Source organism: Microbacterium sp. NPDC056057, from assembly GCF_042266945.1.
Lineage (GTDB): Bacteria > Actinomycetota > Actinomycetes > Actinomycetales > Microbacteriaceae > Microbacterium > Microbacterium trichothecenolyticum_C.
The window spans coordinates 595,782-618,512 of sequence record NZ_JBHJWS010000003.1; the positions used below are offsets into that span (position 1 = coordinate 595,782).

Sequence of the window (22,731 nt, forward strand, 5' to 3'; positions counted from 1 at the left end):
GAGGCTCCGCCGACTCCCATTCCTTTCATCCGATCCAGGAGGTTTCGCCATGGCCGGAACGAACCAGGGCATCATCGAGCCCCCCATCGACAGCCTGCTCGAGAAGGTCGACTCGAAGTACCAGCTCGTGATCTTCGCGTCCAAGCGCGCGCGCCAGATCAACGACTACTACTCCGACCTCCACGAGGGCAACCTGTTCGACAACGTGGGCCCGCTCGTCGACTCGACCGTCGAGGACAAGCCGCTCACCATCGCGATGCACGAGATCCACGAGGACAAGCTGCGCCTGCGCCGCGCGGAGTAATCCGACACATCCTCGATGCCCCCGACAACGGCCCTGTCCGTCGTCGGGGGCATACTGGTGTCCGCCCCCTCGGCGCCCGGATGCCACGACGACCGGAGCCACGACAACTGGAGTACCGATGACCGACCTGCGTCTGTTCACGTCCGAATCCGTCACCGAGGGCCACCCCGACAAGATCTGCGACCAGATCTCGGACTCGATCCTCGACGCGATCCTGGACGCCGACCCCAACGGGCGCGTCGCCGTCGAGACTCTCGTCACCACCGGGCTCGTCCACGTCGCCGGTGAGGTGTCGACCTCCGCGTACGTCGAGATCCCGGCCATCGTGCGCGGCGTCGTCAACCGCATCGGCTACACCTCGAGCGACACCGGCTTCGACGGCGACTCGTGCGGGGTGAGCGTCTCGATCGGGGCGCAGTCCTCCGACATCGCCGCCGGCGTCGACAAGGCGTTCGAGCGCCGCGAGGACGGCTCGGAGGACCCGCACGACCTCCAGGGCGCGGGCGACCAGGGCATCATGTTCGGCTACGCGACCACCGAGACGCCGCAGCTCATGCCGATGGCCGCATGGACGGCGCACCGCATGGCCGAGCGCCTCGCCGAGGTGCGCCGGTCGGGCGAGCTGCCGTTCCTGCGTCCCGACGGCAAGACCCAGGTCACGCTCGGCTACGACGGCCACACGCCGAAGACGGTCGAGTCCGTCGTGCTCTCGACGCAGCACCACCCCGACATCTCGCAGAAGGCGCTGCGCGCCGCCGTCCGCGCCGAGGTCATCGACCCGGTGCTCGAGGCGACCGGGCTCGAGCTGCCCGACGTGAACTTCTACATCAACCCGGCCGGGCCGTTCGTCATCGGCGGCCCGAAGGGCGACGCGGGCCTCACCGGCCGCAAGATCATCATCGACACGTACGGCGGGGCGTCCCGCCACGGCGGCGGCGCGTTCAGCGGCAAGGATCCGTCGAAGGTCGACCGCTCTGCCGCGTACGCGATGCGCTGGGTCGCGAAGAACGCCGTCGCCGCCGGACTCGCGGACCGCCTCGAGGTGCAGGTCGCGTACGCCATCGGCAAGGCCAAGCCCGTCGGGCTCTACGTCGAGACGTTCGGCACCGGCCGTGTGGCCGACGACGTCATCACGAACGCCATCCTCGACGTCTTCGACCTGCGCCCCAAGGCGATCATCGACCAGCTCGACCTGCTGCGGCCGATCTACGCGCAGACCGCGGCGTACGGTCACTTCGGCCGCGAGCTGCCCGACTTCACGTGGGAGCGCACCGACCGCGCGGACGCGCTGCGCGCCGCAGCCGGGCTCTGACGCCGGCCGCGTGACCGCGGTGCACGACGACGAGCCGAGCGCCGGCGATCGGCCGCGGCGCCCGCGGCGTGTCGCGCGCGTGCTGATCGACTCGCCTCTGCCTCAGCTCGACCGCCTCTTCGACTACGAGATCCCCGACGAGCTCGTCGCGGATGCCGTGCCCGGCGTCCGCGTGCGTGTGCCCCTGCGCAGCGCCGGGCGTGTGGTCGACGCGCTCCTCGTCGAGGTGGGGGAGCCGGATGCCTCGGACCGCCCGCTCTCGCAGCTCGAGGCTGTCGTATCGCCCGTGCCGGTGCTGACGCCGGGGCTGTACGCGCTCGCCCGGCGAGCCGCCGACCGGGCGGCAGGGTCGGCGGGCGACATCCTCCGCCTCGCGATCCCCAAGCGCATGGTGCGCGCCGAGAAGGCGTGGCTCGCCGCCGATCCGCCGCAGAGCCCGGCGATCGACGCCGCGGATCTCACGTGGGCCGACGGGGTCCTCGACGTGTACCCGGGACTCGCCCAGGCGCTGGACGACGGCGAGCGCCTCGCGGTGGATGCCCCACCCGTGCCGTCGGCACTCGACGACGGCACGGTCGTCGGCTCGTGGGCGATCCTCCTCGCCGCAGCGGCGACGCACACCCTCGCCTCGGGGCGCAGCGCCGTGATCGCCGTGCCGGATCACCGTGACCGCGCGCAGCTCGAAGCGGCGCTGGCGGCCCGCATCCCCGCCGACGCCCTGGTCCGCGACGATGCGAAGCAGAGCGGCCCCGCCCGGTACGCCGCGTTCCTGCGCACCATCGCGGACGCGCCGTGCGTCGTGATCGGCAACCGCTCCACCGTGTACGCACCGGTGTCCGAGCTCGGGCTGGTGGCCCTCTGGGACGACGGGGACCCGCTGCTGGGGGAGCCGCTGAGCCCCGGGGTCCACGCCCGTGACGCGGCGCTGCTGCGTCAGGAACTGCACGGCGGGGCACTCGTCTTCGCCGGGCATACCCGCACCACCGACGTGGAGCGCCTGGTCGCCGTGGGCTGGGTGCGCGACCTTCCTGCGGCGCGCCGCATGACCCCTCGCGTCGTGCTGAGCGCGAACCGCGAGGGCGAGTCCCGTGCGGCACGCGTGCCGTCGTCGGCGTTCGCCGCCGCCCGCGAGGCGCTCACCGAGGGCCCCGTGCTCGTCCAGGTGGCCCGTCCTGGGTACGCACCTGTTCTCGTGTGCGCGAAGTGCCGCCATCCCGCGCGCTGCGCGCACTGCGGCGGGCCGCTCCACGCCGCGCGGCAGGGCGCCGTCCCGACGTGCACGTGGTGCGGACGCGCCGCACACGCATGGGCCTGCCCCGAGTGCCGGTCGACCCTGCTGCGCATGGCCTCGTCCGGCAGCGAGCGCACCGCCGACGAGCTCGGTCGCGCCTTCCCGGGCACGCGCGTGATCGTCGCCGACGGCGACCACCCCGTGGCCGAGGTCGACGCGCGTCCGGCCCTCGTGGTCGCGACCCGCGGCGCCGAGCCGCTCGCCGCCGGTGGGTATCGTGCCGTGATCCTGCTCGACGGGGACCGGATGCTGATGGCCGACGATCTGCGGATCGGCGAATCGTGTCTGCGGTGGTGGTCGAATGCGGCGGCCCTGGCCGCCGCAGGCGCCCCGGTTCACCTCGTCGGCGTGGGCGGCGAGGTCGCTCGTGCGCTCGCGACGTGGACGCAGGCCGCGTACGCCCGCTCCGAGCTCGCCGACCGCGCCCCACTGCGCATGCCCCCGACCGTCCGGGTGGCCTCCGTCGACGGCCCGCGTCGCGCGGTGGACACCGCCGTCGCGGCGTTGCGCGCCGCCGTCCCCGAACTCGACGCAGAGGCCGTCCTCGGTCCGATCGCACACGAGGAGTCGGTCCGCGCTCTGGTGCGGTTCGACTACGGTCTCGGCACACGCGTGACCGAGAGCCTGCGGGCGTCGGTGGTGGGCCACGCGATGAAGGGGCGCCGCCCCGCGAAGGGTCGCACGCCCGGGGCCGCCCATACACTGAAGGTTCGGGTCGATGTACCCGATCTCGATCTCTGACCCTCGACTTCCAGGAACGTCATGCGTCTCGTCTTCGCCGGCACACCGGCGCCGGCTGTGCCGTCGCTGCGCCGGCTCGCGGCCTCCGCTCACGACATCGCCGCGGTCATCACCCGCCAGGACGCCCCGCTCGGGCGCAAGCGGGTGCTGACGCCGTCACCCGTCGCCACGGCCGCCGAGGACCTCGGGCTGCCCGTGATCCGGGCCGACCGGCTCGATGCGGCCGTCACGGCAGAGGTCGCGGCGCTCGAACCCGACCTCGGCGTGATCGTGGCCTATGGCGGGCTCGTGCGCGAGCCGCTGCTGTCGGCCCCGGCGCACGGCTGGATCAACCTGCACTTCTCGCTGCTGCCCCGCTGGCGCGGCGCCGCACCCGTGCAGCACGCACTGATCGCCGGTGACGCACGCACGGGGGCCAGCGTGTTCCAGCTGGTGCCCGAGCTCGACGCCGGAGACGTCTTCGGCGAGCTCGCGGTCGACGTCCCGTCGAACGCGACCGCCGGCGACCTCCTCGCCTCGTTGGCCGACGACGGTGCCGAACTGCTCGCCGACGTGGTCGACGCCATCGCCGCCGGCGCCGCCGTCGCCCGCCCGCAGGAGGGCGACACCACGTACGCGTCGAAGCTCGGCGACGACGACGGCCGCATCCGCTGGGACGAGCCCGCGAGCGCGGTGCTCGGCCGCATCCGCGGGGTGACGCCCGAGCCGGGTGCGCACACCACGATCGACGGCGCCCGGTTCAAGGTGCTCGCGGTCGCGCCGGCTCCCGACGACGCTCCGTCGCTCGCACCAGGGGCGTTCGCTCTGCACGGCAAGCAGGTGATCGCCGGGACCGCATCCGCGCCGATCGCGCTCGAGACGGTGCAGCCCGCCGGCAAGGGCGCGATGCGCGCCGCCGACTGGTGGCGAGGGCTGCGCGACGCGACCCCGGTGGCGGGATGGTGAGCCGGACGGTCGCGGCGCGACGCGTCGCCTACGAGACGCTGCGCGCCGTCCACGAGTCGGACGCGTACGCCAACCTCCTTCTGCCGACGGCGATCTCGCGCGCCGGCCTCTCGACGGCCGACGCCGCGCTGGCGACCGAGCTCACCTACGGCACGCTTCGGCGACAGGGCACCTACGACGCGGTGATCGCGATCGCCGCCGATCGCCCCGTCGCCGACATCGATCCCGCTGTGCTCGACGCGCTGCGTCTCGGTGTGCATCAGCTCCTGTCGACGCGAGTGGCCTCCCACGCCGCGGTGAACGAGTCCGTGGAGCTCGCCCGGGGTGCGGGCGGCCGCGGTGCGGCCGGGTTCGCGAACGCCGTGCTGCGCCGGGTCTCGCGCGACACGCCGGGCGACTGGATGACGCATATCGCCGCGAGCGCGCGGTCCGACGACGAGCAGCTCGGCCTGCTGTTCTCGCACCCGGTATGGGTCGTGCGCGCCTTCCGGCGCGCGCTGGCCGCGGAGGGCCGCGCCGACGAGCTCGAGGCGCTCCTCACCGCCGACAACGCGTCGCCGCGCGTCACCATGGCGGCGCTTCCCGACCTCGCGGGTGTTCCCGACGACGCGCGGCGCACGCCGTTCTCGCCGATCGGCTTCCGCCTGGGCGGCGGCGACCCCGAGTCGATCGTGCGCACCTCGCGCGGCCGCATCCGCGTGCAGGACGAGGGCTCCCAGCTCGCCGCGCTGGCGCTGACGCGCGCCCTGCCCATCACGGAGGGGGAGCGCTGGCTCGACCTGTGCGCGGGTCCCGGCGGCAAGACCGCCGTCCTCGCCGCCGAGGCCCGCGTCGGCGGCGCCACGCTCGAGGCCAACGAGATCTCGCCGGCCCGCGCCGGGCTCGTCCGGCAGGCGCTGGCAGGCGTCCCGGTCGAGGTGCCGGTGTCGGAGGAGGACGGCCGCACCCGCGCGGAGGATGCGCCCGACACCTACGACCGCATCCTCGTCGACGCGCCGTGCACCGGGCTGGGCGCGCTGCGCCGTCGTCCCGAGGCGCGCTGGCGCAAGGCGCCGAGCGACGTCCCGGCGCTGACGGAGCTGCAGCGGGAGCTGCTCAGCGCCGCGGTCGGTGCGCTCAAGCCGGGCGGCGTCGTCGCCTACGTGACGTGCTCGCCGCACCTCGCCGAGACGTCGGGCGTCGTCGCCGACATCCGCCGGGAGTGGGGAGCGGCGCTCGAGGAGATCTCCGCCCGCGACGTGATCACGTCACTGTCCGATGCCGACCCCGGCCTTCCGCCGCAGGCCGACGGCAGCGGGCGCGCACAGCTGTGGCCGCACCGTCATAACACCGACGCGATGTCGATCTCGCTGCTGCGGCGGGTCTGAGCCGCAGCATCCGCCTCGCTCGCGAGCTCATTCCCGCAGATGGATGCCGTGGGGCATCTGCTCGAACTCGACCCGCAGCGCAACGAGTGCCGCGCTGTGCGCGCGGGCGAGATCGCGAGCGTCGACGATCACCTCGGCGCCCTCGGGGAGCGCTTCGGCGATCTCGCGGAGCACCGCGACGACCCGCTCGGTGCCGGCGAGTCCGAGCTCGCCGGCGAGCCTCAGCACGCGTCCCTGGTCGGTGTCCTCGACAGTGAACGCGGGCACGGCGACGCTCTCGTGCGACTCGAGCAGGTGCATGCCGAACTGCTCGCCGAGCGTCTCGAGGAGGGCGATGGCGCGCACCGAGTTGCCGTGCTCGTCCAGCCGAGGGCTGAACGCGGCCACGCCGAACTGCGACGGGGCGACGGCGAGCAGTCCGCCGCTGACACCGCTCTTCGCCGGCAGGCCGACGCGCAGCAGCCACTCACCGGAGTAGTCGTACATGCCGCAACTCGCCATGATCGACAGCACGTCGCGGGCCACGGCATCAGAGACGACCCGTTCGCCGGTGACGGGGTTGAGGCCGCCGAACGCGAGGGTCGCGGACATCACCGCGAGGTCGCGCACCGTCACGAGCAGCGAGCACTGCCGGAAGTAGGTCTCGACGGCGATCTCGACAGAGCCCTCGATGATCCCGTGCGAGCGCAGCAGGTGGGCCAGCGCCCGGTTGCGGTCGCCGGTGGCGGACTCCGAGGCGTAGACCTGCTCGTCGACCCACAGCGAGCGCCCCGCGAAGGCGGAGAGTCCCTCGACGATGCGGCTCATCCGCTCGTCGACGCCGTCGCCGGGAATGAGGGCGGAGGTCGCGATCGCCCCGGCGTTGACCATGGGATTCGCCGGGCGCCCGGTTCCGGGCTCGAGGCTGATCGCGTTGAACGGCTCGCCGCTCGGCTCGACGCCGACTTTGCGCAGCACGGCGTCGCGGCCGCGGTCGGCGAGGGCGAGCGCGAGCACGAACGGCTTCGAGATCGACTGGATGGTGAACTCGTGCGTGACGTCGCCGACGGCGCGCACCCGGCCGCGCGGACCGACGACCGCGAGCGCGAGCCGGTCGGGATCGGCGGCGGCGAGCTCGGGGATGTAGTCCGCCGGGGCGCCGCGGTCATGGGGTCGGATGTCTTCGAGGAGGTCGTGCAGCAGCGCCGTGATCGGATCCACGGCTCGACCATAATGGACGCGTGCCACCGATCGACGACACCGCCCGCCAGACCGGCATCCGCATCAATCCCAGCATCCTCGCCGCCGACTTCGTGAACATGCAGGCCGAGCTCGCGCGCATCGCGACGGCGGACTTCGTCCACGTCGACGTCATGGACAACCACTTCGTGCCCAACCTGACGTTCGGCCCGCAGATGGTCGAGCGCATCCAGGCGACGAGCCCCGTGCCCCTCGACGTGCACCTCATGATCTCCGACCCCGACCGCTGGGCACCCGGGTACGCCGAGCTCGGTGCGGCATCCGTCACATTCCATCTCGAGGCGGCGACCGAGCCGGTCGCGCTCGCCCGGCGGCTGCGCGACATCGGCGCACGCGCCGGGGTCGCGGTCAAGCCCGCGACCCCTGTGGAGGGACTGTTCGACCTCCTCGAAGACTTCGACCAGATCCTCGTGATGACGGTCGAGCCGGGCTTCGGCGGCCAGTCGTTCATGCCCGAGACCATGCCCAAGCTGCGCCGCCTGGCCGATGAGGCCCGCCGTCGCGGGTCGTCGGTGTGGCTCCAGGTCGACGGCGGCATCGGCGAGTCGACGATCGCGCAGGCCGCCGAGGCGGGCGCCGACACGTTCGTCGCGGGCTCCGCCGTGTTCGGCGCGAGCGACCCGTCGAATGCCATCGCGGGCCTTCGCGCGTCCGCCGCCGAGCACCACATCCACTGAGCGTCGTGTCACGCGGCGCCGAGGCATCCGCTCGGTTCGATACCCTGGCATGGTGAAGACGTTCGACACGCTGTACGCCGAGCTCGCCGCGAAAGCGGCTGAGCGCCCCGAGGGATCGGGAACCGTCGCACAGCTGGACGCGGGCGTCCACGCGATCGGCAAGAAGATCGTGGAGGAAGCCGCCGAGGTCTGGATGGCGGCCGAGTACGAATCGACGGATGCCGCAGCCGAGGAGATCTCGCAGCTGCTGTACCACCTGCAGGTGCTGATGCTCGCGAAGGGGCTGAGCCTCGAAGACGTCTACCGACATCTCTGAGCGCGCGTCCCCACCCGTCCTCGAACCCGAAAGCCCCGCTGCCATGCTGCGAATCGCCGTGCCGAACAAGGGCTCGCTCGCCGAGACCGCTGCCGAGATGCTGAGCGAGGCCGGATACACCGGCCGTCGCGACAGCAAAGACCTGCACATCATCGACCCTCAGAATGAGGTCGAGTTCTTCTACCTGCGCCCCAAGGACATCGCGACCTACGTCGGATCCGGCGCGCTCGACGTCGGGATCACGGGGCGCGATCTGCTGCTGGACGCCCGTATGCCCGGCGCCCGCGAGATCGAAGCCCTGGGCTTCGCAGGATCGACCTTCCGCTTCGCCGCCCCGACGGGGACGCTGACCGAGGTGGAGCACCTCGAGGGCAAGCGCATCGCGACGTCTTATCCGGGGCTCGTCGACGCCTTCCTCGACGAGCGCGGGATCGCGGTGGATCTGGTGCCCCTGGACGGCGCCGTGGAATCCGCGGTGCGCCTCGGTGTCGCCGACGCGGTCGCCGATGTGGTCGAGACCGGCACGACGCTGCGTCAGGCCGGCCTCGAGGTGTTCGGCCCGCCCATCCTGCGCTCCGAGGCGGTGCTGATCGCCGGGCCCTCCGACGTCCCCGGCACCGACACGCTTCTGCGTCGACTGCGCGGAGTTCTCGTGGCGCGTCAGTACGTGCTCGTGGACTACGACCTCCCCGCCGACCTGGTCGACCAGGCCGTCGCGATCGCCCCGGGCATCGAGTCGCCCACGATCTCACCGCTGCGCGATCCCGCATGGGTGGCGGTTCGGGTGATGGCACCGCGCAAGGGGGTCAACAACGTGATGGACGCGCTGTACGCGATCGGCGCCCGCGCGATCCTCGTCACCGCGATCCACAACGCGAGACTCTGATGAGCCTGGTCTGCCGCGTCATCCCGTGCCTCGACGTCGCCGCAGGGCGCGTCGTCAAGGGTGTGAACTTCCAGAACCTGCGCGACATGGGAGACCCGGTCGAGCTCGCACGGGAGTACTTCCGCCAGGGCGCCGACGAGATCACCTTCCTCGACGTCACCGCGACGGTCGACGAGCGCTCGACGACCTACGACGTCGTCCGGCGCACCGCCGAAGAGGTCTTCATCCCGCTCACCGTCGGCGGGGGAGTCCGCTCGGCCGACGATGTCGCCCGGCTGCTGTCGGTCGGCGCCGACAAGATCGGCGTCAACTCCGCGGCGATCGCCCGCCCGCCGCTCCTGGACGAGATCGCCGACCGGTTCGGCGCGCAGGTGCTCGTGCTGTCGTTGGACGTGAAGCGGTCGCCCGCGACCGACTCCGGCTTCGTCGTCACCACCCACGGCGGCCGCACCGAGACGACCCTCGACGCGCTCGAGTGGGCGCGTGAGGCGATCGAACGCGGTGCGGGGGAGCTCCTCGTGAACTCGATCGATGCCGACGGCACCAAGCAGGGCTTCGACCTCGAGCTCGTCTCCCTGATGCGCGAGGTGGCCAGCGTGCCCGTCATCGCGTCGGGCGGCGCCGGCCGCGCAGAGGACTTCGGCCCCGCCATCGAGGCCGGCGCGGACGCCGTGCTCGCAGCATCCGTGTTCCACTCCGGTCAGCTCACCGTCGGCGACGTGAAGGCCGCCATGCGCGCCGAGGGGATCGCCGTCCGGGAGGTGGCCGCATGACCGAGACGCTCGACGAGCGCATCGCGCGCGTGACCTTCACCGCCGACGGCCTGGTCGCCGCGGTCATCCAGCAGTGGGACACCCGCGAGGTGCTCATGCTCGGATGGATGGATGCCGAGGCCCTCCGTCGCACGCTCACCGAGGGCCGCGTCACCTTCTGGTCGCGCTCTCGGCAGGAGTACTGGCGCAAGGGAGACACGTCCGGCCACATCCAGCTGGTCCGTGGAGCGAGCCTCGACTGCGACGGCGACACGATCCTCGTCGAGGTGGAGCAGATCGGCGCCGCGTGCCACACCGGCACCCGCACGTGCTTCGACGGCCGCGACCTCGGCGCCGTACGCGGCCCGGAGCCGGAAGCGTGATCCGCAGGGCGCGACTGCTCTCCGTCGTCGTGGCGGTGCTGTGCGGTGCGCTGGGCGTGATCTCGTCGACCCAGACGTGGCTGACGGTCGAGCTCCAGGACGCCGCCCACCACACGCTCGAGGTGCCCGGCGCCTCCGCCGTGCCGGTGCTGGCGCCGCTCAGCCTCGCGGTGCTGGCCCTGGGTGCCGCGCTGTCGATCGTCGGGCTGGTGCTGCGCTACGTCTTCGGGGCACTGGCGTTCTTCATCGGCGCCGTCCTCGCGTGGCTGACCGCCCGCGTCGTGTTCGAGCACCCGGTCTCCGCCGTCGCCTCCGTCGTCACCGAATCCACCGGCATCGCGGGGGAGACCTCCGTCGCGAAGCTCGTCGCGTCGATCGACGCGACCGCGTGGCCGGCGGTGACGCTGGTCGTCTGGGTCGTGCTGATCGCGGCCGGCGTGTTCGTGCTCGCGACCGCTCACTCCTGGTCGCGCACCGGTCGCCGCTACCGCACGGACGAGGCCGCGAAGGCCGCTCCGGCCACAGGTTCCCCCGCGCGCGCCGGCCACGGCTCGCGGCCCCACGACGCTGCCGGATCACGCGCCATCGACGACTGGGACGACCTGTCGCGTGGCGAGGATCCGACCGCCTGACCGCTAGACTGGCGGCATCCCGCCCAGGTTTCACGAGGAGATACCCATGAGCAACAACATCGGCGACCCCGGCCACGGACACTCGCCCGCAGCCTGGACGGCCGTCGTGATCATGCTCATCGCGGTCTCGATCGGCACCTTCTTCTTCTTCATGGACATGCCGATCTTCGTCTGGGCGTCTGCAGGCCTCCTGGTCATCGGACTCGTCGTGGGCTGGGTCATGAAGCGCGCCGGCTACGGCGTGGGCGGCTCCAAGGTCGCGGCGAAAGAGCACTGAGCATGCTCGCCGACCTCACGGCCGGCGCGGTGGAGGATGCGGAGGCACGCGCCTCACTGCGTCCCCTGGCAGAGGTCGAGGCCGCAGCCCTCGCGCAGCGTCCCGCTCTCGACGTCCTCGCCGCGCTCGCCCCTTCCGACCGCGTCAAGATCATCGCGGAGGTCAAGCGCGCGAGCCCGTCGCGCGGCGACCTCGCCGCCATCCCCGACCCGGCGCTCCAGGCCCGTCGCTACGAAGAGGGCGGCGCGTCGGCGATCTCCGTCCTCACCGAGGGCCGGAAGTTCAAGGGCAGCCTCGCCGACCTCGAGGCCGTGAAGGCCGCGGTCACGCTGCCGGTGCTGCGCAAGGACTTCATCGCGACCGAGTACCAGCTGCTCGAGGCCCGCGCCTCGGGCGCCGACCTGGCTCTCCTCATCGTCGCCGCGCTCGACCAGGACGTGCTCGCCCGCCTGTACGCATTCACACGTGAACTGGGCATGACGGCGCTCGTCGAGACGCACTCGGCCGACGAGGTCGACCGCGCCGTGGACCTCGGGGCGCAGCTCATCGGCGTCAACGCGCGCGACCTGTCGACCTTCCAGCTCGACCGCGACCTCTTCGGCCGCCTCGCCGAGCGCATCCCGACCGGGGCGATCAAGATCGCCGAATCGGCCGTGCTGACGCCCGACGACGTCGCCCACTACCGCCGTGACGGCGCGGATGTGGTGCTGGTCGGCGAGGCTCTCGTCACCAACGATCCCGTATCCACCCTGCGTGCATTCCTGGAGGCAGGCGCATGAGTCTTCGTGAGGCACCCGGGCCGCTGTTCGGCGAGTTCGGCGGGCGGTACATGCCCGAGTCCCTCATCGCCGCGATCGACGAGCTGACGGCCGAGTACGAGGCGGCGAAGGCCGACCCGGCCTTCCAGGCCGAGTTCGTGCGGCTGCTGCACTCGTACGCCGGTCGCCCGTCGCCGATCACCGAGGTCGCCCGGTTCGCCGAGCACGCCGGCGGCGCCCGCGTCTTCCTCAAGCGCGAGGACCTCAACCACACGGGCTCGCACAAGATCAACAACGTGCTCGGCCAGGCGCTGCTCACGAAGCGCCTCGGCAAGACGCGCGTGATCGCCGAGACGGGCGCGGGCCAGCACGGCGTCGCGACCGCGACGGCCGCGGCGCTCTTCGGCTTCGAGTGCACCATCTACATGGGCGAGGTCGACACCGAGCGACAGGCGCTCAACGTCGCCCGCATGCGCCTGCTCGGCGCCGAGGTGATCCCCGTCAAGACCGGCTCGCGCACGCTCAAGGACGCGATCAACGACGCTTACCGCGACTGGGTCGCGAGCGTCGAGACGACCAACTACATCTTCGGCACGGCGGCCGGGCCGCACCCGTTCCCCGCGATGGTCCGCGACTTCCAGAAGGTCATCTCGGAAGAGGCGCGCGCACAGCTCCTCGAAGAGGCGGGGCGCCTGCCCGACGCCGTCCTCGCGTGCGTCGGCGGCGGCTCGAACGCCATCGGCATGTTCGACGCGTTCCTCGACGACGAGGGCGTCAAGCTCTACGGCATCGAGGCGGCCGGCGACGGCGTCGACACGCCGCGGCATGCCGCGTCGATCGAGCGGGGCCGCCCCGGAGTGCTGCACGGCGCGAAGACGTTCGTGCTGCAGGACGAGGACGGCCAGACCATCGAGTCGCACTCGATCTCGGCGGGTCTCGACTACCCGGGCGTCGGCCCTGAGCACGCGTGGCTCGCCTCGATCGGCCGCGCCGAGTACATCCCTGCGACCGACGACGAGGCGATGCAGGCGCTGCGTCTGCTCTCCGAGACCGAGGGCATCATCCCCGCGATCGAGTCGGCCCACGCCCTCGCCGGAGCGCTGCGCATCGGCCGCGAGCTCGGCCCCGACGCGATCCTCGCCGTGTGCCTCTCGGGCCGCGGCGACAAGGACATGGACACGGCCGCGCGCTACTTCGACCTGTACGACAAGGGAACGGTCCCCACGCCCCCTCCAGGCGCCGCTGACGCGTCGCCCGGAGCCTCCGGGCGCGTGGGCCCAACCGCGGCCTCCGCCTCCGCGCCGCACGACGATGCCGCACACGGCGAGGGGGAGAAGCTGTGACCTCACGCGTCGCCGCGGCGATCGACGCCGCCCGTGCCGACGGACGCGGCGCGTTCGTCGGCTACCTGCCGCTCGGCTTTCCCGATCTCCAGACGAGCATCGACGCCGCGGTCGCACTGGCCGAGAACGGCGCCGACATCCTCGAGCTCGGCCCGCCCTACTCCGACCCGGTCATGGACGGCACGGTCATCCAGGAGGCGACCCAGGCCGCCCTCGCCGGCGGCTTCCGCCTGCGCGACACGTTCACGGCGGTGCGCGAGATCACGCGCCGCGTCGACGTGCCCGTGCTCGTCATGACGTACTGGAACCCGGTGCTGCAGTACGGCGTCGACCGCTACGCCGACGACCTGCTCGCCGCCGGGGGAGCGGGACTCATCACGCCCGACATCACGCCGGAGGCGGCGCCGGAGTGGATCGCCGCCAGTGAGCGCACCGGCCTCGACCGGGTGTTCCTCGCCGCGCCGACCTCGACGGACGAGCGACTCGAGCTCATCGCACGGAACTCCACCGGCTTCGTCTACACCGTCTCGACCATGGGCATCACGGGGGAGCGCGCGCAGTTGGATGCTGCGGCCCGCACCCTCGTCGCGCGCCTGCGCGAGCACGGGGTCGAGCACGCGTGCGTCGGGATCGGCATCTCGAATGCCGAGCAGGTCGCCGGCGTGCTCGAGTACGCCGACGGCGCGATCGTCGGCACGGCGCTCGTGCGTGCCCTGCGCGATCGCGGGCTCGAGGGCCTCGCCGAGACGGCGCAGAGCCTCGCCGCAGGCACCGCCCGCGACGCGAACTAGACTTCTGAGGTCGGCGGCCACCGCCGCCACCCCCAGCACGGATCCAGCAAGGACACGGTTCTCCCATGATCAACGCCGCCGCGAGCGTCGTCGCCAGCATCCCGAGCCCGTCGATCAGCTACTTCGACATCGGCCCCCTGCGGATCCACATCTACGCGCTGTGCATCATCACGGGCATCATCGTCGCGGTGCTGTGGACCAACGCCCGCCTCACCAAGCGCGGCGCCGAGCCGTGGGTCGTCGTCGACATCGCCCTGCTCGCCGTCCCGCTCGCGATCATCACGGCGCGCATCTATCACGTGCTCACGCACTGGAACTTCTACTTCGGCGAGGGGGCGAACCCCTGGTCGGCCCTCTTCATCTGGGAGGGCGGCATCGCCATCTACGGCGCGCTGATCGGCGGCGCCGTGGGTGCGTGGCTCGGCTGCCGGTGGACCGGCATCCGCTTCTGGACCTTCGCCGACGCGCTCGCCCCCGGACTCCTCCTCGCACAGGCCATCGGCCGCTTCGGCAACTGGTTCAACCAGGAGCTGTTCGGCCTGCCGACCGACGTGCCGTGGGGCCTGGAGATCGACTACCCGAACCCCGCGTGGCCGATCGGCCTGCCCGAGGGCACGCTCTTCCACCCGACGTTCCTCTACGAGGTCATCTGGAACGCGCTCGGCGTGCTCTTCCTCGTGTGGGTCGGTCGCCGCTTCACGCTCCAGTGGGGCCGCCTCTTCGGCCTGTACCTCGTCTGGTACAGCGCCGGCCGCATCGTGTGGGAGTCGATCCGGATCGACCCGAGCGACATCTTCCTCGGCCTGCGCACCAACGTCTGGGCAGCCATCGCCGGCGTCGTGATCGGTCTCGTGATCTTCTTCCTGCAGAAGCGCCGCCACCCTGGGCTGGAGCCGTCGCCCTATGTGTCCGGCCGCGAGTGGAAGGCCGGACAGGCTGTACAATCTCAGGAGACCGACGACTTCGTCGACGTCAGCGAACCCCCGACGTCCGAAGCCGAAGGGGTCAGCGCCACAAGCACTCCTGCCACCAAGTAACGCAGCTCTCCCCCCGAAGAGCGCGCCCAGGGCCGACGTCGTCCCATCTTGACTATCAACGTGAGGACGGTAGGTATGGCTTCGAGCCCCCGTTCCGTCGCCTCTGCGGAGGCGAACTTCCCCGCTGCGTCCGGCCGTGCCGGGTTCCCGCAGAAGCAGGGGATGTACAACCCTGCCTTCGAGAAGGACGCCTGCGGCCTGGCGATGGTGGCCACGCTCCGCGGTGAGGCCGGCCACGACATCATCGATCTGGCCCTGACCGCGCTGCGCAACCTCGAGCACCGAGGCGCCATCGGCTCCGACGCCGGCACCGGCGACGGCGCGGGCATCCTGACCCAGATGCCCGACGCGTTCCTGCGCGCGGTGGCCGGCTTCGACCTCCCGCCCGTGGGCGAGTACGCCGCCGGCCTCGTCTTCCTGCCGCGCGACGCCGAGGCGCGCGCCGCGCAGAAGAGCGGGATCGAGCGGATCGCAGCATCCGAGGGTCTGACGGTGCTCGGCTGGCGCGACGTCCCGACCTCCGACGAGAACCTGGGCAAGCTCGCCTTCGAGGCGCGCCCGGTCTTCGAGCAGCTCTTCATCTCGCGTCCCGCGACCGGCGACGCCGCGGCGCTGTCGGGCATCGCGCTCGACCGCCGCGCCTATCGCCTGCGGGCTCGGGCACGCACCGAGCTCGACGCGTACTTCGTCTCGCTGTCATCGCGCACGCTCGGCTACAAGGGCATGGTCACGACGCTCCAGCTCGAGCCGTTCTACCCCGACCTGCAGGACGAGCGCTTCGCGTCCGAGCTCGCGGTGGTGCACTCGCGCTACTCGACCAACACCTTCCCGTCGTGGCCCCTCGCGCAGCCGCTGCGCATGCTCGCGCACAACGGCGAGATCAACACCGTCAACGGCAACCGCAACTGGATGCGCGCCCGCCAGTCGCAGCTCGAGTCCGAGCTGCTCGGCGACATCCAGCCGCTGCTGCCCATCTGCACTCCCGGCGCGAGCGACTCGGCCTCGTTCGACGAGGTGCTCGAGCTCCTCACGCTGACGGGCCGGAGCCTCCCGCACGCCATCATGATGATGGTGCCCGAGGCCTACGAGAAGCAGGCCGACATCGACCCGAAGCTTCGGGCGTTCTACGAGTTCCACTCCATGCAGATGGAGCCGTGGGACGGCCCGGCCGCGCTCATCTTCACCGACGGCACGCTCGTCGGCGCCACTCTCGACCGCAACGGCCTGCGCCCCGGCCGCTGGACCGAGACGACCGACGGCCTCATCGTCATCGGCAGCGAGACCGGCGTGCTCGACTTCGAGCCCGAGCGGATCAAGCGTCGCGGCCGCCTGCGCCCCGGACGCATGTTCCTCGTCGACACGGCCGAGCGCCGCATCATCGAGGACGACGAGATCAAGGCACAGCTCGCCGACCAGGAGCCGTGGCAGGAGTGGCTCGACTCCGGCCGCGTCCGCCTCGCCGACCTGCCCGAGCGTGAGCACATCGTCCACCCGATCGCCTCGATCACGCGGCGTCAGCGCACCTTCGGCTACACCGAGGAAGAGGTCAAGATCCTCCTCACGCCGATGGGGCAGAACGGCGCCGAGCCGCTCGGTGCCATGGGCTCCGACACGCCCGTCGCCGTCTTGAGCGAGCGCCCGCGACTGCTGTTCGACTACTTCACGCAGCAGTTCGCGCAGGTCACCAACCCGCCGCTGGACTCCATCCGCGAAGAGGTCGTCACGTCGCTCGGCCTGGGCCTCGGCCCTGAGCGCAACCTCCTCGAGTGGGGGGCCGAGCACACGCGCGTCGTGACGCTCGACTTCCCGGTGATCGACAACGACGAGCTCGCCAAGATCCAGCACATCGACACCGCGCTTCCCGGTCGCACGTCGGTCACGATCCGCGGCCTGTACCGCGTCGAGGCCGGCCACAAGGGCATGAAGAAGCGCCTCGAGCAGATGTGCCAGGAGGTCGACCAGGCCATCGAGGACGGCGCCGAGTTCATCGTGCTGTCGGACCGCGACTCCAACAAGGACCTGGCGCCGATCCCGTCGCTGCTCATGCTCGCGGCCGTGCACCACCACCTCATCCGCAAGCAGACCCGCATGAAGTGCGGTCTCGTGGTCGAGGCCGGCGACGTGCGCGAGGTGCACCACATCGCGACGCTCATCGGGTACGGGGCATCCGCCGTCAACCCGTACCTCGCGATGGAGACCGTCGAGTACCTGGTGCGCGCCGGCTTCATCACCGGCATCGCGCCCGAGAAGGCCGTCAAGAACCTGATCTACGCGCTCGGCAAGGGCGTGCTCAAGATCATGTCGAAGATGGGCATCTCGACGGTGTCGTCGTACGCGGGCGCCCAGGTGTTCGAGGCCGTCGGCCTGTCGCAGGACTTCGTCGACACGTACTTCACCGGCACCGAGTCCAAGCTCGGCGGCGTCGGACTGGACGTCATCGCCGCCGAGAACGCCGCCCGGCATGCGTACGCGTACCCGCAGGATGCTGCGGTCCGGGCGCACGAGCGGCTCTGGACGGGTGGCGAATACCAGTGGCGCCGCGACGGGTCGCCCCACCTGTTCAACCCCGACACGGTGTTCCGCCTGCAGCACTCGACGCGCACGCGCCGGTACGACATCTTCCGCGAGTACACGAAGCTCGTGGATGACCAGGCGAACGAGCTGAAGACGCTGCGCGGCCTGTTCGCGCTCAAGACCGAGGGTCGCACGCCCGTGCCGATCGACGAGGTCGAGTCGGTGGCGTCGATCGTCAAGCGCTTCTCGACGGGTGCGATGAGCTACGGCTCCATCTCGCGCGAGGCCCACGAGACGCTGGCGATCGCGATGAACCGCATCGGCGGCAAGTCGAACACCGGCGAGGGCGGCGAGGACGTGGACCGCCTCCTCGACCCCGAGCGTCGCAGCTCCATCAAGCAGGTCGCGTCGGGCCGCTTCGGCGTCACGAGCCTCTACCTGACGGAGTCCGACGACATCCAGATCAAGCTCGCCCAGGGCGCCAAGCCCGGCGAGGGTGGCCAGCTGCCGCCGACGAAGGTGTACCCCTGGGTCGCCCGGACGCGTCACGCGACCGCGGGAGTCGGTCTCATCTCGCCGCCGCCGCACCACGACATCTACTCGATCGAGGACCTCAAGCAGCTGATCTTCGACCTGAAGCGCGCCAACCCCGGCGCGCGGGTCCACGTGAAGCTCGTGAGCCAGTCGGGCATCGGCGCGGTCGCCGCCGGCACCGCCAAGGCGCTGGCCGACGTGATCCTGGTGTCGGGCCACGACGGCGGCACCGGTGCGAGCCCGCTGAACTCGCTCAAGCACGCGGGCACGCCGTGGGAGCTCGGCCTCGCCGAGACGCAGCAGACGCTCATGCTCAACGGCATGCGCGACCGCGTCGTCGTGCAGGTCGACGGCCAGCTCAAGACGGGCCGCGACGTCATCATCGGCGCGCTGCTGGGCGCGGAGGAGTTCGGCTTCGCCACCGCGCCGCTCGTGGTGTCGGGCTGCATCATGATGCGCGTGTGCCACCTCGACACCTGCCCGGTGGGCGTCGCGACGCAGAACCCCGTGCTGCGCGAGCGCTTCAACGGCAAGCCGGAGTTCGTCGTGAACTTCATGGAGTTCATCGCCGAAGAGGTGCGCGAGTACCTCGCGTCCCTCGGCCTCCGCTCGCTCGACGAGGCGATCGGGCGCAGCGACCTGCTCGACATCGACGGTGCGGTGAACCACTGGAAGGCGAACGGCCTGGACCTCGGTCCCGTGCTGGACGGCCCGGTCTTCGCCGACGACGAGCCGCGCCGCAACACGACCGCGCAGCTGCACGAGCTCGACGAGCACTTCGACGTCGGCCTTATCGAGCGCGCCCAGGACGTCATCGCGAACGGCGGCGAGATCACGATCGACCTGCCGATCCGCAACACGGAGCGCGCGGTCGGCACGTTGCTGGGTCACCACGTGACCAAGGCGCGCGGCGAGAACGGGCTGCGCTCGGGAAGCATCGTCGTCAACCTCACGGGTTCGGCGGGGCAGTCTTTCGGCGCGTTCATGCCCGCGGGCATCACACTGCGTCTCGAGGGCGACTCCAACGACTACGTCGGCAAGGGGCTCTCGGGCGGTCAGATCGTCGTCCGTCCGCCGCGCGGAGCCACGTTCGACGCGTCCCAGAACGTCATCGCCGGCAACGTGATCGGCTACGGCGCGACGCTCGGGACGATGTTCCTGCGCGGCGTCGTGGGCGAGCGCTTCTTCGTCCGCAACTCCGGCGCCACCGCGGTGGTCGAGGGCGTGGGCGACCACGCGCTCGAGTACATGACCGGCGGTCTCGCGGTCATCCTCGGCGCGACCGGACGCAACCTCGGCGCCGGCATGTCCGGCGGCACCGCGTACGTGTACAAGCTCGACCGCAAGCTCGTGAACCGCGAGGCGCTGGCCGCCGGCGAGCTCGAGCTCGGCGAGCTCGGCTCCGGCGACGCTGAGATCCTCCGCGACCTGCTCGAGCAGCACGTCGCCGAGACCGAATCGACCCTCGCCCAGGCTCTCCTCGACGACTTCGAGGCCGAGCTGGCGAACTTCGTCCGGGTCCTGCCGCGCGACTACGCCGCGGTGCTGCAGACCCGCCAGGAGGCCGTGGCCGAGGGGCTCGACCCCGACGGCGACGTCGTCTGGAACCGCATCCTGGAGGTGACGGGTGGCTGACCCGAAGGGCTTTCTGAAGGTCACCGAGCGCGAGCTGCCCACGCGGCGGCCGGTGCCGGTGCGCATCATGGACTGGAAAGAGGTCTATGAGCCGGGCGACTCGGCGGTGCTGCGCCGGCAGGCCGGACGCTGCATGGATTGCGGCGTGCCGTTCTGCCACAAGGGCTGCCCGCTCGGCAACCTCATCCCGGAGTGGAACGACCTGACGTGGCGCGGCGAAGGCCGCGCCGCCAGTGAGCGTCTGCACGCGACGAACAACTTCCCGGAGTTCACCGGGCGTCTGTGCCCCGCTCCCTGCGAGAGCTCCTGCGTCCTCGGCATCAACCAGCCGGCCGTGACGATCAAGCAGGTGGAGGTCTCGATCGTCGACGAGGCGTTCGCGAACGGCTGGATCGAGCCGGAGCCCCCGGGGCGCCTCACCGGCAAGACGGTCGCCGTCGTCGGGTCGGGCCCTGCCGGGCTCGCGGCCGCGCAGCAGCTCACGCGGGCCGGCCACACCGTCGCGGTGTTCGAGCGGGATGACCGCATCGGCGGCCTCCTGCGCTACGGCATCCCCGACTTCAAGATGGAGAAGAAGCACCTCGAGTCGCGTCTTCGCCAGATGCAGGACGAGGGCACCCGCTTCCGCGCGGGCGTCGAGATCGGCAAGGACATCACGTGGGCCGACCTGCGCGCCCGTTACGACGCGGTCGTCATCGCCACCGGCGCGACGGTGCCCCGCGAACTCGCGATCCCCGGACGCGACCTGGCCGGCGTGCACTTCGCGATGGAGTACCTCGTCGAGTCGAACAAGGCCGTCGCGGGTGATGCGGTCGCCAACCAGATCACGGCCGAAGGCAAGCACGTCGTCGTCATCGGCGGCGGCGACACCGGCGCAGACTGCATCGGCACGGCGCACCGTCACGGTGCGCTGAGCGTGACGAACCTCGCGATCGGCCGCCGCCCTCCGGGCGAGCGTCCCGAGCACCAGCCGTGGCCGATGGACCCGCTCGTGTTCGAGGTGCAGTCCGCGCACGAAGAGGGCGGCGAGCGTGCCTTCCTCGCCTCGACCGTCGAGTTCCTCGCGAACGGCGCCGGCGAGGTGCGGGCCCTCCGCGTCGCTGAGACCGAGTTCGTCGACGGCCGCCGTGTGCCCAAGAGCGGCACCGAGCGCGAGATCCCCGCCGACCTCGTGCTGATCGCGATGGGCTTCACCGGCCCCGAGCGCGCCCTCCTCGAGGACCAGCTCGGCGCCCGCTTCACCGAGCGGGGCAACGTGCGCCGCGAGGACGACTACCAGACGACCGCCCCGGGCGTGTTCGTGGCCGGCGACGCCGGCCGCGGCCAGTCGCTCATCGTGTGGGCGATCGCCGAGGGACGCGCCGCCGCAGCCAGCGTCGACCGCTTCCTCATGGGGGAGACGGAGCTGCCTGCTCCGGTCCGCCCGACCGATGTCGCCATCGGCCTGCAGCCCGCGTAGGCTGGCCGAGGCACTCGCCACCTTCAACCCACCCGGAGAAAACCACGGATGAGACGCGCCAAGATCGTCGCCACCCTTGGGCCCGCCACGTCGTCGTATGAGATGGTCCGCGCGATCATCGATGCCGGCGTCGACGTCGCCCGCTTCAATCTGAGCCACGGGGACTACTCGGTCCACGACAACAACTTCGCCAATGTGCGCAAGGCCGCCGACGACGCCGGACGGGCGGTCGCGATCCTCGTCGACCTCCAGGGTCCGAAGATCCGCCTCGGCAAGTTCGAGAACGGACCGCACGAGCTGGCGGTCGGCGACATCTTCAAGATCACCACGGAAGACATCCTCGGCACCGAGGAGATCGTCGGTACGACGTTCAAGGGTCTCCCGAACGACGTCAAGCCCGGCGACTTCCTCCTCATCGACGACGGCAAGGTCCGCGTCGAGGTCGTCGAGACCGACGGCACCGTCGTCACCACCAAGGTGATCGTCGCGGGCCCGGTCTCGAACAACAAGGGCATCAACCTGCCCGGCGTCGCGGTCAACGTCCCCGCGCTGTCCGAGAAGGACGAGGCCGACCTCCGCTGGGGTCTGCGCGCCGGCGCCGACATCATCGCCCTGTCGTTCGTGCGCGACGCGAAGGACGTCCAGCGCGTCCACGTCATCATGGCCGAGGAGGGGCGCCACGTGCCCGTCATCGCCAAGATCGAGAAGCCGCAGGCCGTCGACAACCTCGAGGAGATCATCGACGCGTTCGACGGCATCATGGTCGCCCGCGGCGACCTCGGCGTCGAGCTGCCCCTCGAGGCGGTGCCGATCGTGCAGAAGCGCGCGGTCGAGCTCTGCCGTCGTATGGCCAAGCCGGTCATCGTCGCGACGCAGATGCTCGAGTCGATGATCGAGAACCCGGTCCCGACCCGCGCCGAGACGAGCGACGTCGCCAACGCCGTCCTCGACGGCGCGGATGCGGTCATGCTCTCGGGCGAGACGAGCGTCGGCAAGTACCCGGTCGTGGTCGTCGAGACCATGGCGCGCATCGTCGACTCGACCGAGGAGCACGGCCTGGACCGCATCCAGCCGCTCACCACGAAGCCTCGCACGCAGGGTGGCGCGATCACGCTCGCGGCCATGGAGGTCGCCGAGTTCGTCGACGCGAAGTTCCTCTGCATCTTCACCGAGTCGGGCGACACCGCGCGCCGCATGTCGCGTCTGCGTCCCCGCATCCCCATGATCGGGTTCGCACCCGAGCCGGCGATCCGCCGTCGGATGGCGCTGACGTGGGGTGTGCAGTCGACCCTGGTCGAGCACGTCGCGCACACCGACCTGATGTTCATCCAGGTCGACGACTACCTGCTGTCGAACGACCTCGCGAAGGTCGGCGACAAGGTCGTCGTGATCTCGGGATCCCCTCCCGGGATCATCGGCTCCACGAACGACATCCGCATCCACAAGGTGGGCGACGCGGTGCACGGCAAGGCGCCGATCTACAAGACACGGGACTGACATCTCCCTCGTCCGTGCGGCTGCGACCACTACTGTGGTCG

20 protein-coding genes are annotated in these 22,731 nt (G+C 71.2%); 19 read left to right on the forward strand and 1 reads right to left on the reverse strand.

Annotated features, from left to right (window positions below):
* Positions 1-49 precede the first annotated feature (49 nt).
* The 5 genes from rpoZ to ACFC1K_RS14710 all read left to right on the forward strand — a co-directional run bounded on the left by rpoZ (position 50) and on the right by ACFC1K_RS14710 (position 5,960).
* Positions 50-304 carry a DNA-directed RNA polymerase subunit omega gene (gene rpoZ, locus ACFC1K_RS14690; protein ID WP_018170775.1) on the forward strand — a complete coding sequence of 85 codons (255 nt, stop codon included), beginning with the start codon at positions 50-52 and terminating at the stop codon, positions 302-304.
* A gap of 118 nt (positions 305-422) precedes the next feature.
* On the forward strand, positions 423-1,616 hold the full coding sequence (gene metK, locus ACFC1K_RS14695; protein ID WP_375872167.1) for a methionine adenosyltransferase: 1,194 nt from the start codon (positions 423-425) through the stop codon (positions 1,614-1,616).
* Between the two features lie 10 nt (positions 1,617-1,626).
* A complete protein-coding gene (locus tag ACFC1K_RS14700) occupies positions 1,627-3,648 on the forward strand; it encodes a primosomal protein N' (protein WP_375872168.1) in 2,022 nt (673 codons plus the stop codon).
* 21 nt (positions 3,649-3,669) lie between these two features.
* Positions 3,670-4,593: a methionyl-tRNA formyltransferase gene (gene fmt / locus ACFC1K_RS14705; protein WP_375872169.1), complete on the forward strand. Its 924-nt coding sequence runs from the start codon at positions 3,670-3,672 to the stop codon at positions 4,591-4,593.
* Positions 4,587-5,960: an RsmB/NOP family class I SAM-dependent RNA methyltransferase gene (locus ACFC1K_RS14710; protein WP_375872170.1), complete on the forward strand. Its 1,374-nt coding sequence runs from the start codon at positions 4,587-4,589 to the stop codon at positions 5,958-5,960. The genes fmt and ACFC1K_RS14710 overlap by 7 nt, the downstream gene beginning before the upstream one ends.
* Positions 5,961-5,987: 27 nt before the next feature.
* Here ACFC1K_RS14710 and glsA read toward each other — a convergent pair whose 3' ends face one another.
* Entirely contained in the window at positions 5,988-7,160 is a 1,173-nt protein-coding gene (glsA, locus tag ACFC1K_RS14715) for a glutaminase A (RefSeq protein WP_375872171.1), read from the reverse strand.
* A 20-nt stretch (positions 7,161-7,180) separates the two neighbouring features.
* Here glsA and rpe point away from each other — a divergent pair, with 20 nt between their 5' ends.
* The 14 genes from rpe to pyk all read left to right on the forward strand — a co-directional run bounded on the left by rpe (position 7,181) and on the right by pyk (position 22,690).
* Positions 7,181-7,876 (forward strand): ribulose-phosphate 3-epimerase, encoded by a 696-nt coding sequence (rpe, locus tag ACFC1K_RS14720; RefSeq protein ID WP_310290743.1) that lies wholly within the window; start codon positions 7,181-7,183, stop codon positions 7,874-7,876.
* A gap of 52 nt (positions 7,877-7,928) precedes the next feature.
* Entirely contained in the window at positions 7,929-8,192 is a 264-nt protein-coding gene (locus ACFC1K_RS14725) for a phosphoribosyl-ATP diphosphatase (protein WP_045302883.1), read from the forward strand.
* Positions 8,193-8,235: 43 nt separating this feature from the next.
* On the forward strand, positions 8,236-9,078 hold the full coding sequence (gene hisG, locus ACFC1K_RS14730) for an ATP phosphoribosyltransferase (RefSeq protein WP_056367261.1): 843 nt from the start codon (positions 8,236-8,238) through the stop codon (positions 9,076-9,078).
* The gene (gene hisF, locus ACFC1K_RS14735; RefSeq protein WP_310290741.1) at positions 9,078-9,851 is read left to right on the forward strand and encodes an imidazole glycerol phosphate synthase subunit HisF; all 774 of its coding nucleotides are present in this window, start codon (positions 9,078-9,080) and stop codon (positions 9,849-9,851) included. The genes hisG and hisF overlap by 1 nt, the downstream gene beginning before the upstream one ends.
* On the forward strand, positions 9,848-10,213 hold the full coding sequence (hisI, locus tag ACFC1K_RS14740) for a phosphoribosyl-AMP cyclohydrolase (RefSeq protein ID WP_375872172.1): 366 nt from the start codon (positions 9,848-9,850) through the stop codon (positions 10,211-10,213). The genes hisF and hisI overlap by 4 nt, the downstream gene beginning before the upstream one ends.
* Complete coding sequence (locus tag ACFC1K_RS14745; RefSeq protein ID WP_375872173.1) at positions 10,210-10,845, forward strand: Trp biosynthesis-associated membrane protein; 636 nt, start codon at positions 10,210-10,212, stop codon at positions 10,843-10,845. Before hisI ends, ACFC1K_RS14745 begins: the two co-directional genes overlap by 4 nt.
* Positions 10,846-10,891: 46 nt before the next feature.
* Complete coding sequence (locus ACFC1K_RS14750) at positions 10,892-11,122, forward strand: DUF6704 family protein (RefSeq protein ID WP_375872174.1); 231 nt, start codon at positions 10,892-10,894, stop codon at positions 11,120-11,122.
* A 2-nt stretch (positions 11,123-11,124) separates the two neighbouring features.
* Positions 11,125-11,901, forward strand: a complete 777-nt coding sequence (trpC, locus tag ACFC1K_RS14755) for an indole-3-glycerol phosphate synthase TrpC (RefSeq protein ID WP_375872175.1) — start codon at positions 11,125-11,127, stop codon at positions 11,899-11,901.
* Positions 11,898-13,223 (forward strand): tryptophan synthase subunit beta, encoded by a 1,326-nt coding sequence (gene trpB / locus ACFC1K_RS14760; protein ID WP_375872176.1) that lies wholly within the window; start codon positions 11,898-11,900, stop codon positions 13,221-13,223. The genes trpC and trpB overlap by 4 nt, the downstream gene beginning before the upstream one ends.
* On the forward strand, positions 13,220-14,014 hold the full coding sequence (gene trpA, locus ACFC1K_RS14765; protein WP_375872177.1) for a tryptophan synthase subunit alpha: 795 nt from the start codon (positions 13,220-13,222) through the stop codon (positions 14,012-14,014). The genes trpB and trpA overlap by 4 nt, the downstream gene beginning before the upstream one ends.
* 65 nt (positions 14,015-14,079) lie before the next feature.
* Positions 14,080-15,051, forward strand: coding sequence for a prolipoprotein diacylglyceryl transferase (lgt, locus tag ACFC1K_RS14770; protein ID WP_375872178.1), 972 nt, complete (start codon positions 14,080-14,082; stop codon positions 15,049-15,051).
* A 75-nt stretch (positions 15,052-15,126) separates the two neighbouring features.
* The gene (gltB, locus tag ACFC1K_RS14775; protein WP_375872179.1) at positions 15,127-19,734 is read left to right on the forward strand and encodes a glutamate synthase large subunit; all 4,608 of its coding nucleotides are present in this window, start codon (positions 15,127-15,129) and stop codon (positions 19,732-19,734) included.
* A complete protein-coding gene (locus ACFC1K_RS14780) occupies positions 19,727-21,193 on the forward strand; it encodes a glutamate synthase subunit beta (RefSeq protein ID WP_310290722.1) in 1,467 nt (488 codons plus the stop codon). The genes gltB and ACFC1K_RS14780 overlap by 8 nt, the downstream gene beginning before the upstream one ends.
* A 48-nt stretch (positions 21,194-21,241) precedes the next feature.
* Entirely contained in the window at positions 21,242-22,690 is a 1,449-nt protein-coding gene (gene pyk, locus ACFC1K_RS14785; protein ID WP_375872180.1) for a pyruvate kinase, read from the forward strand.
* The last annotated feature ends 41 nt before the right edge of the window (positions 22,691-22,731 follow it).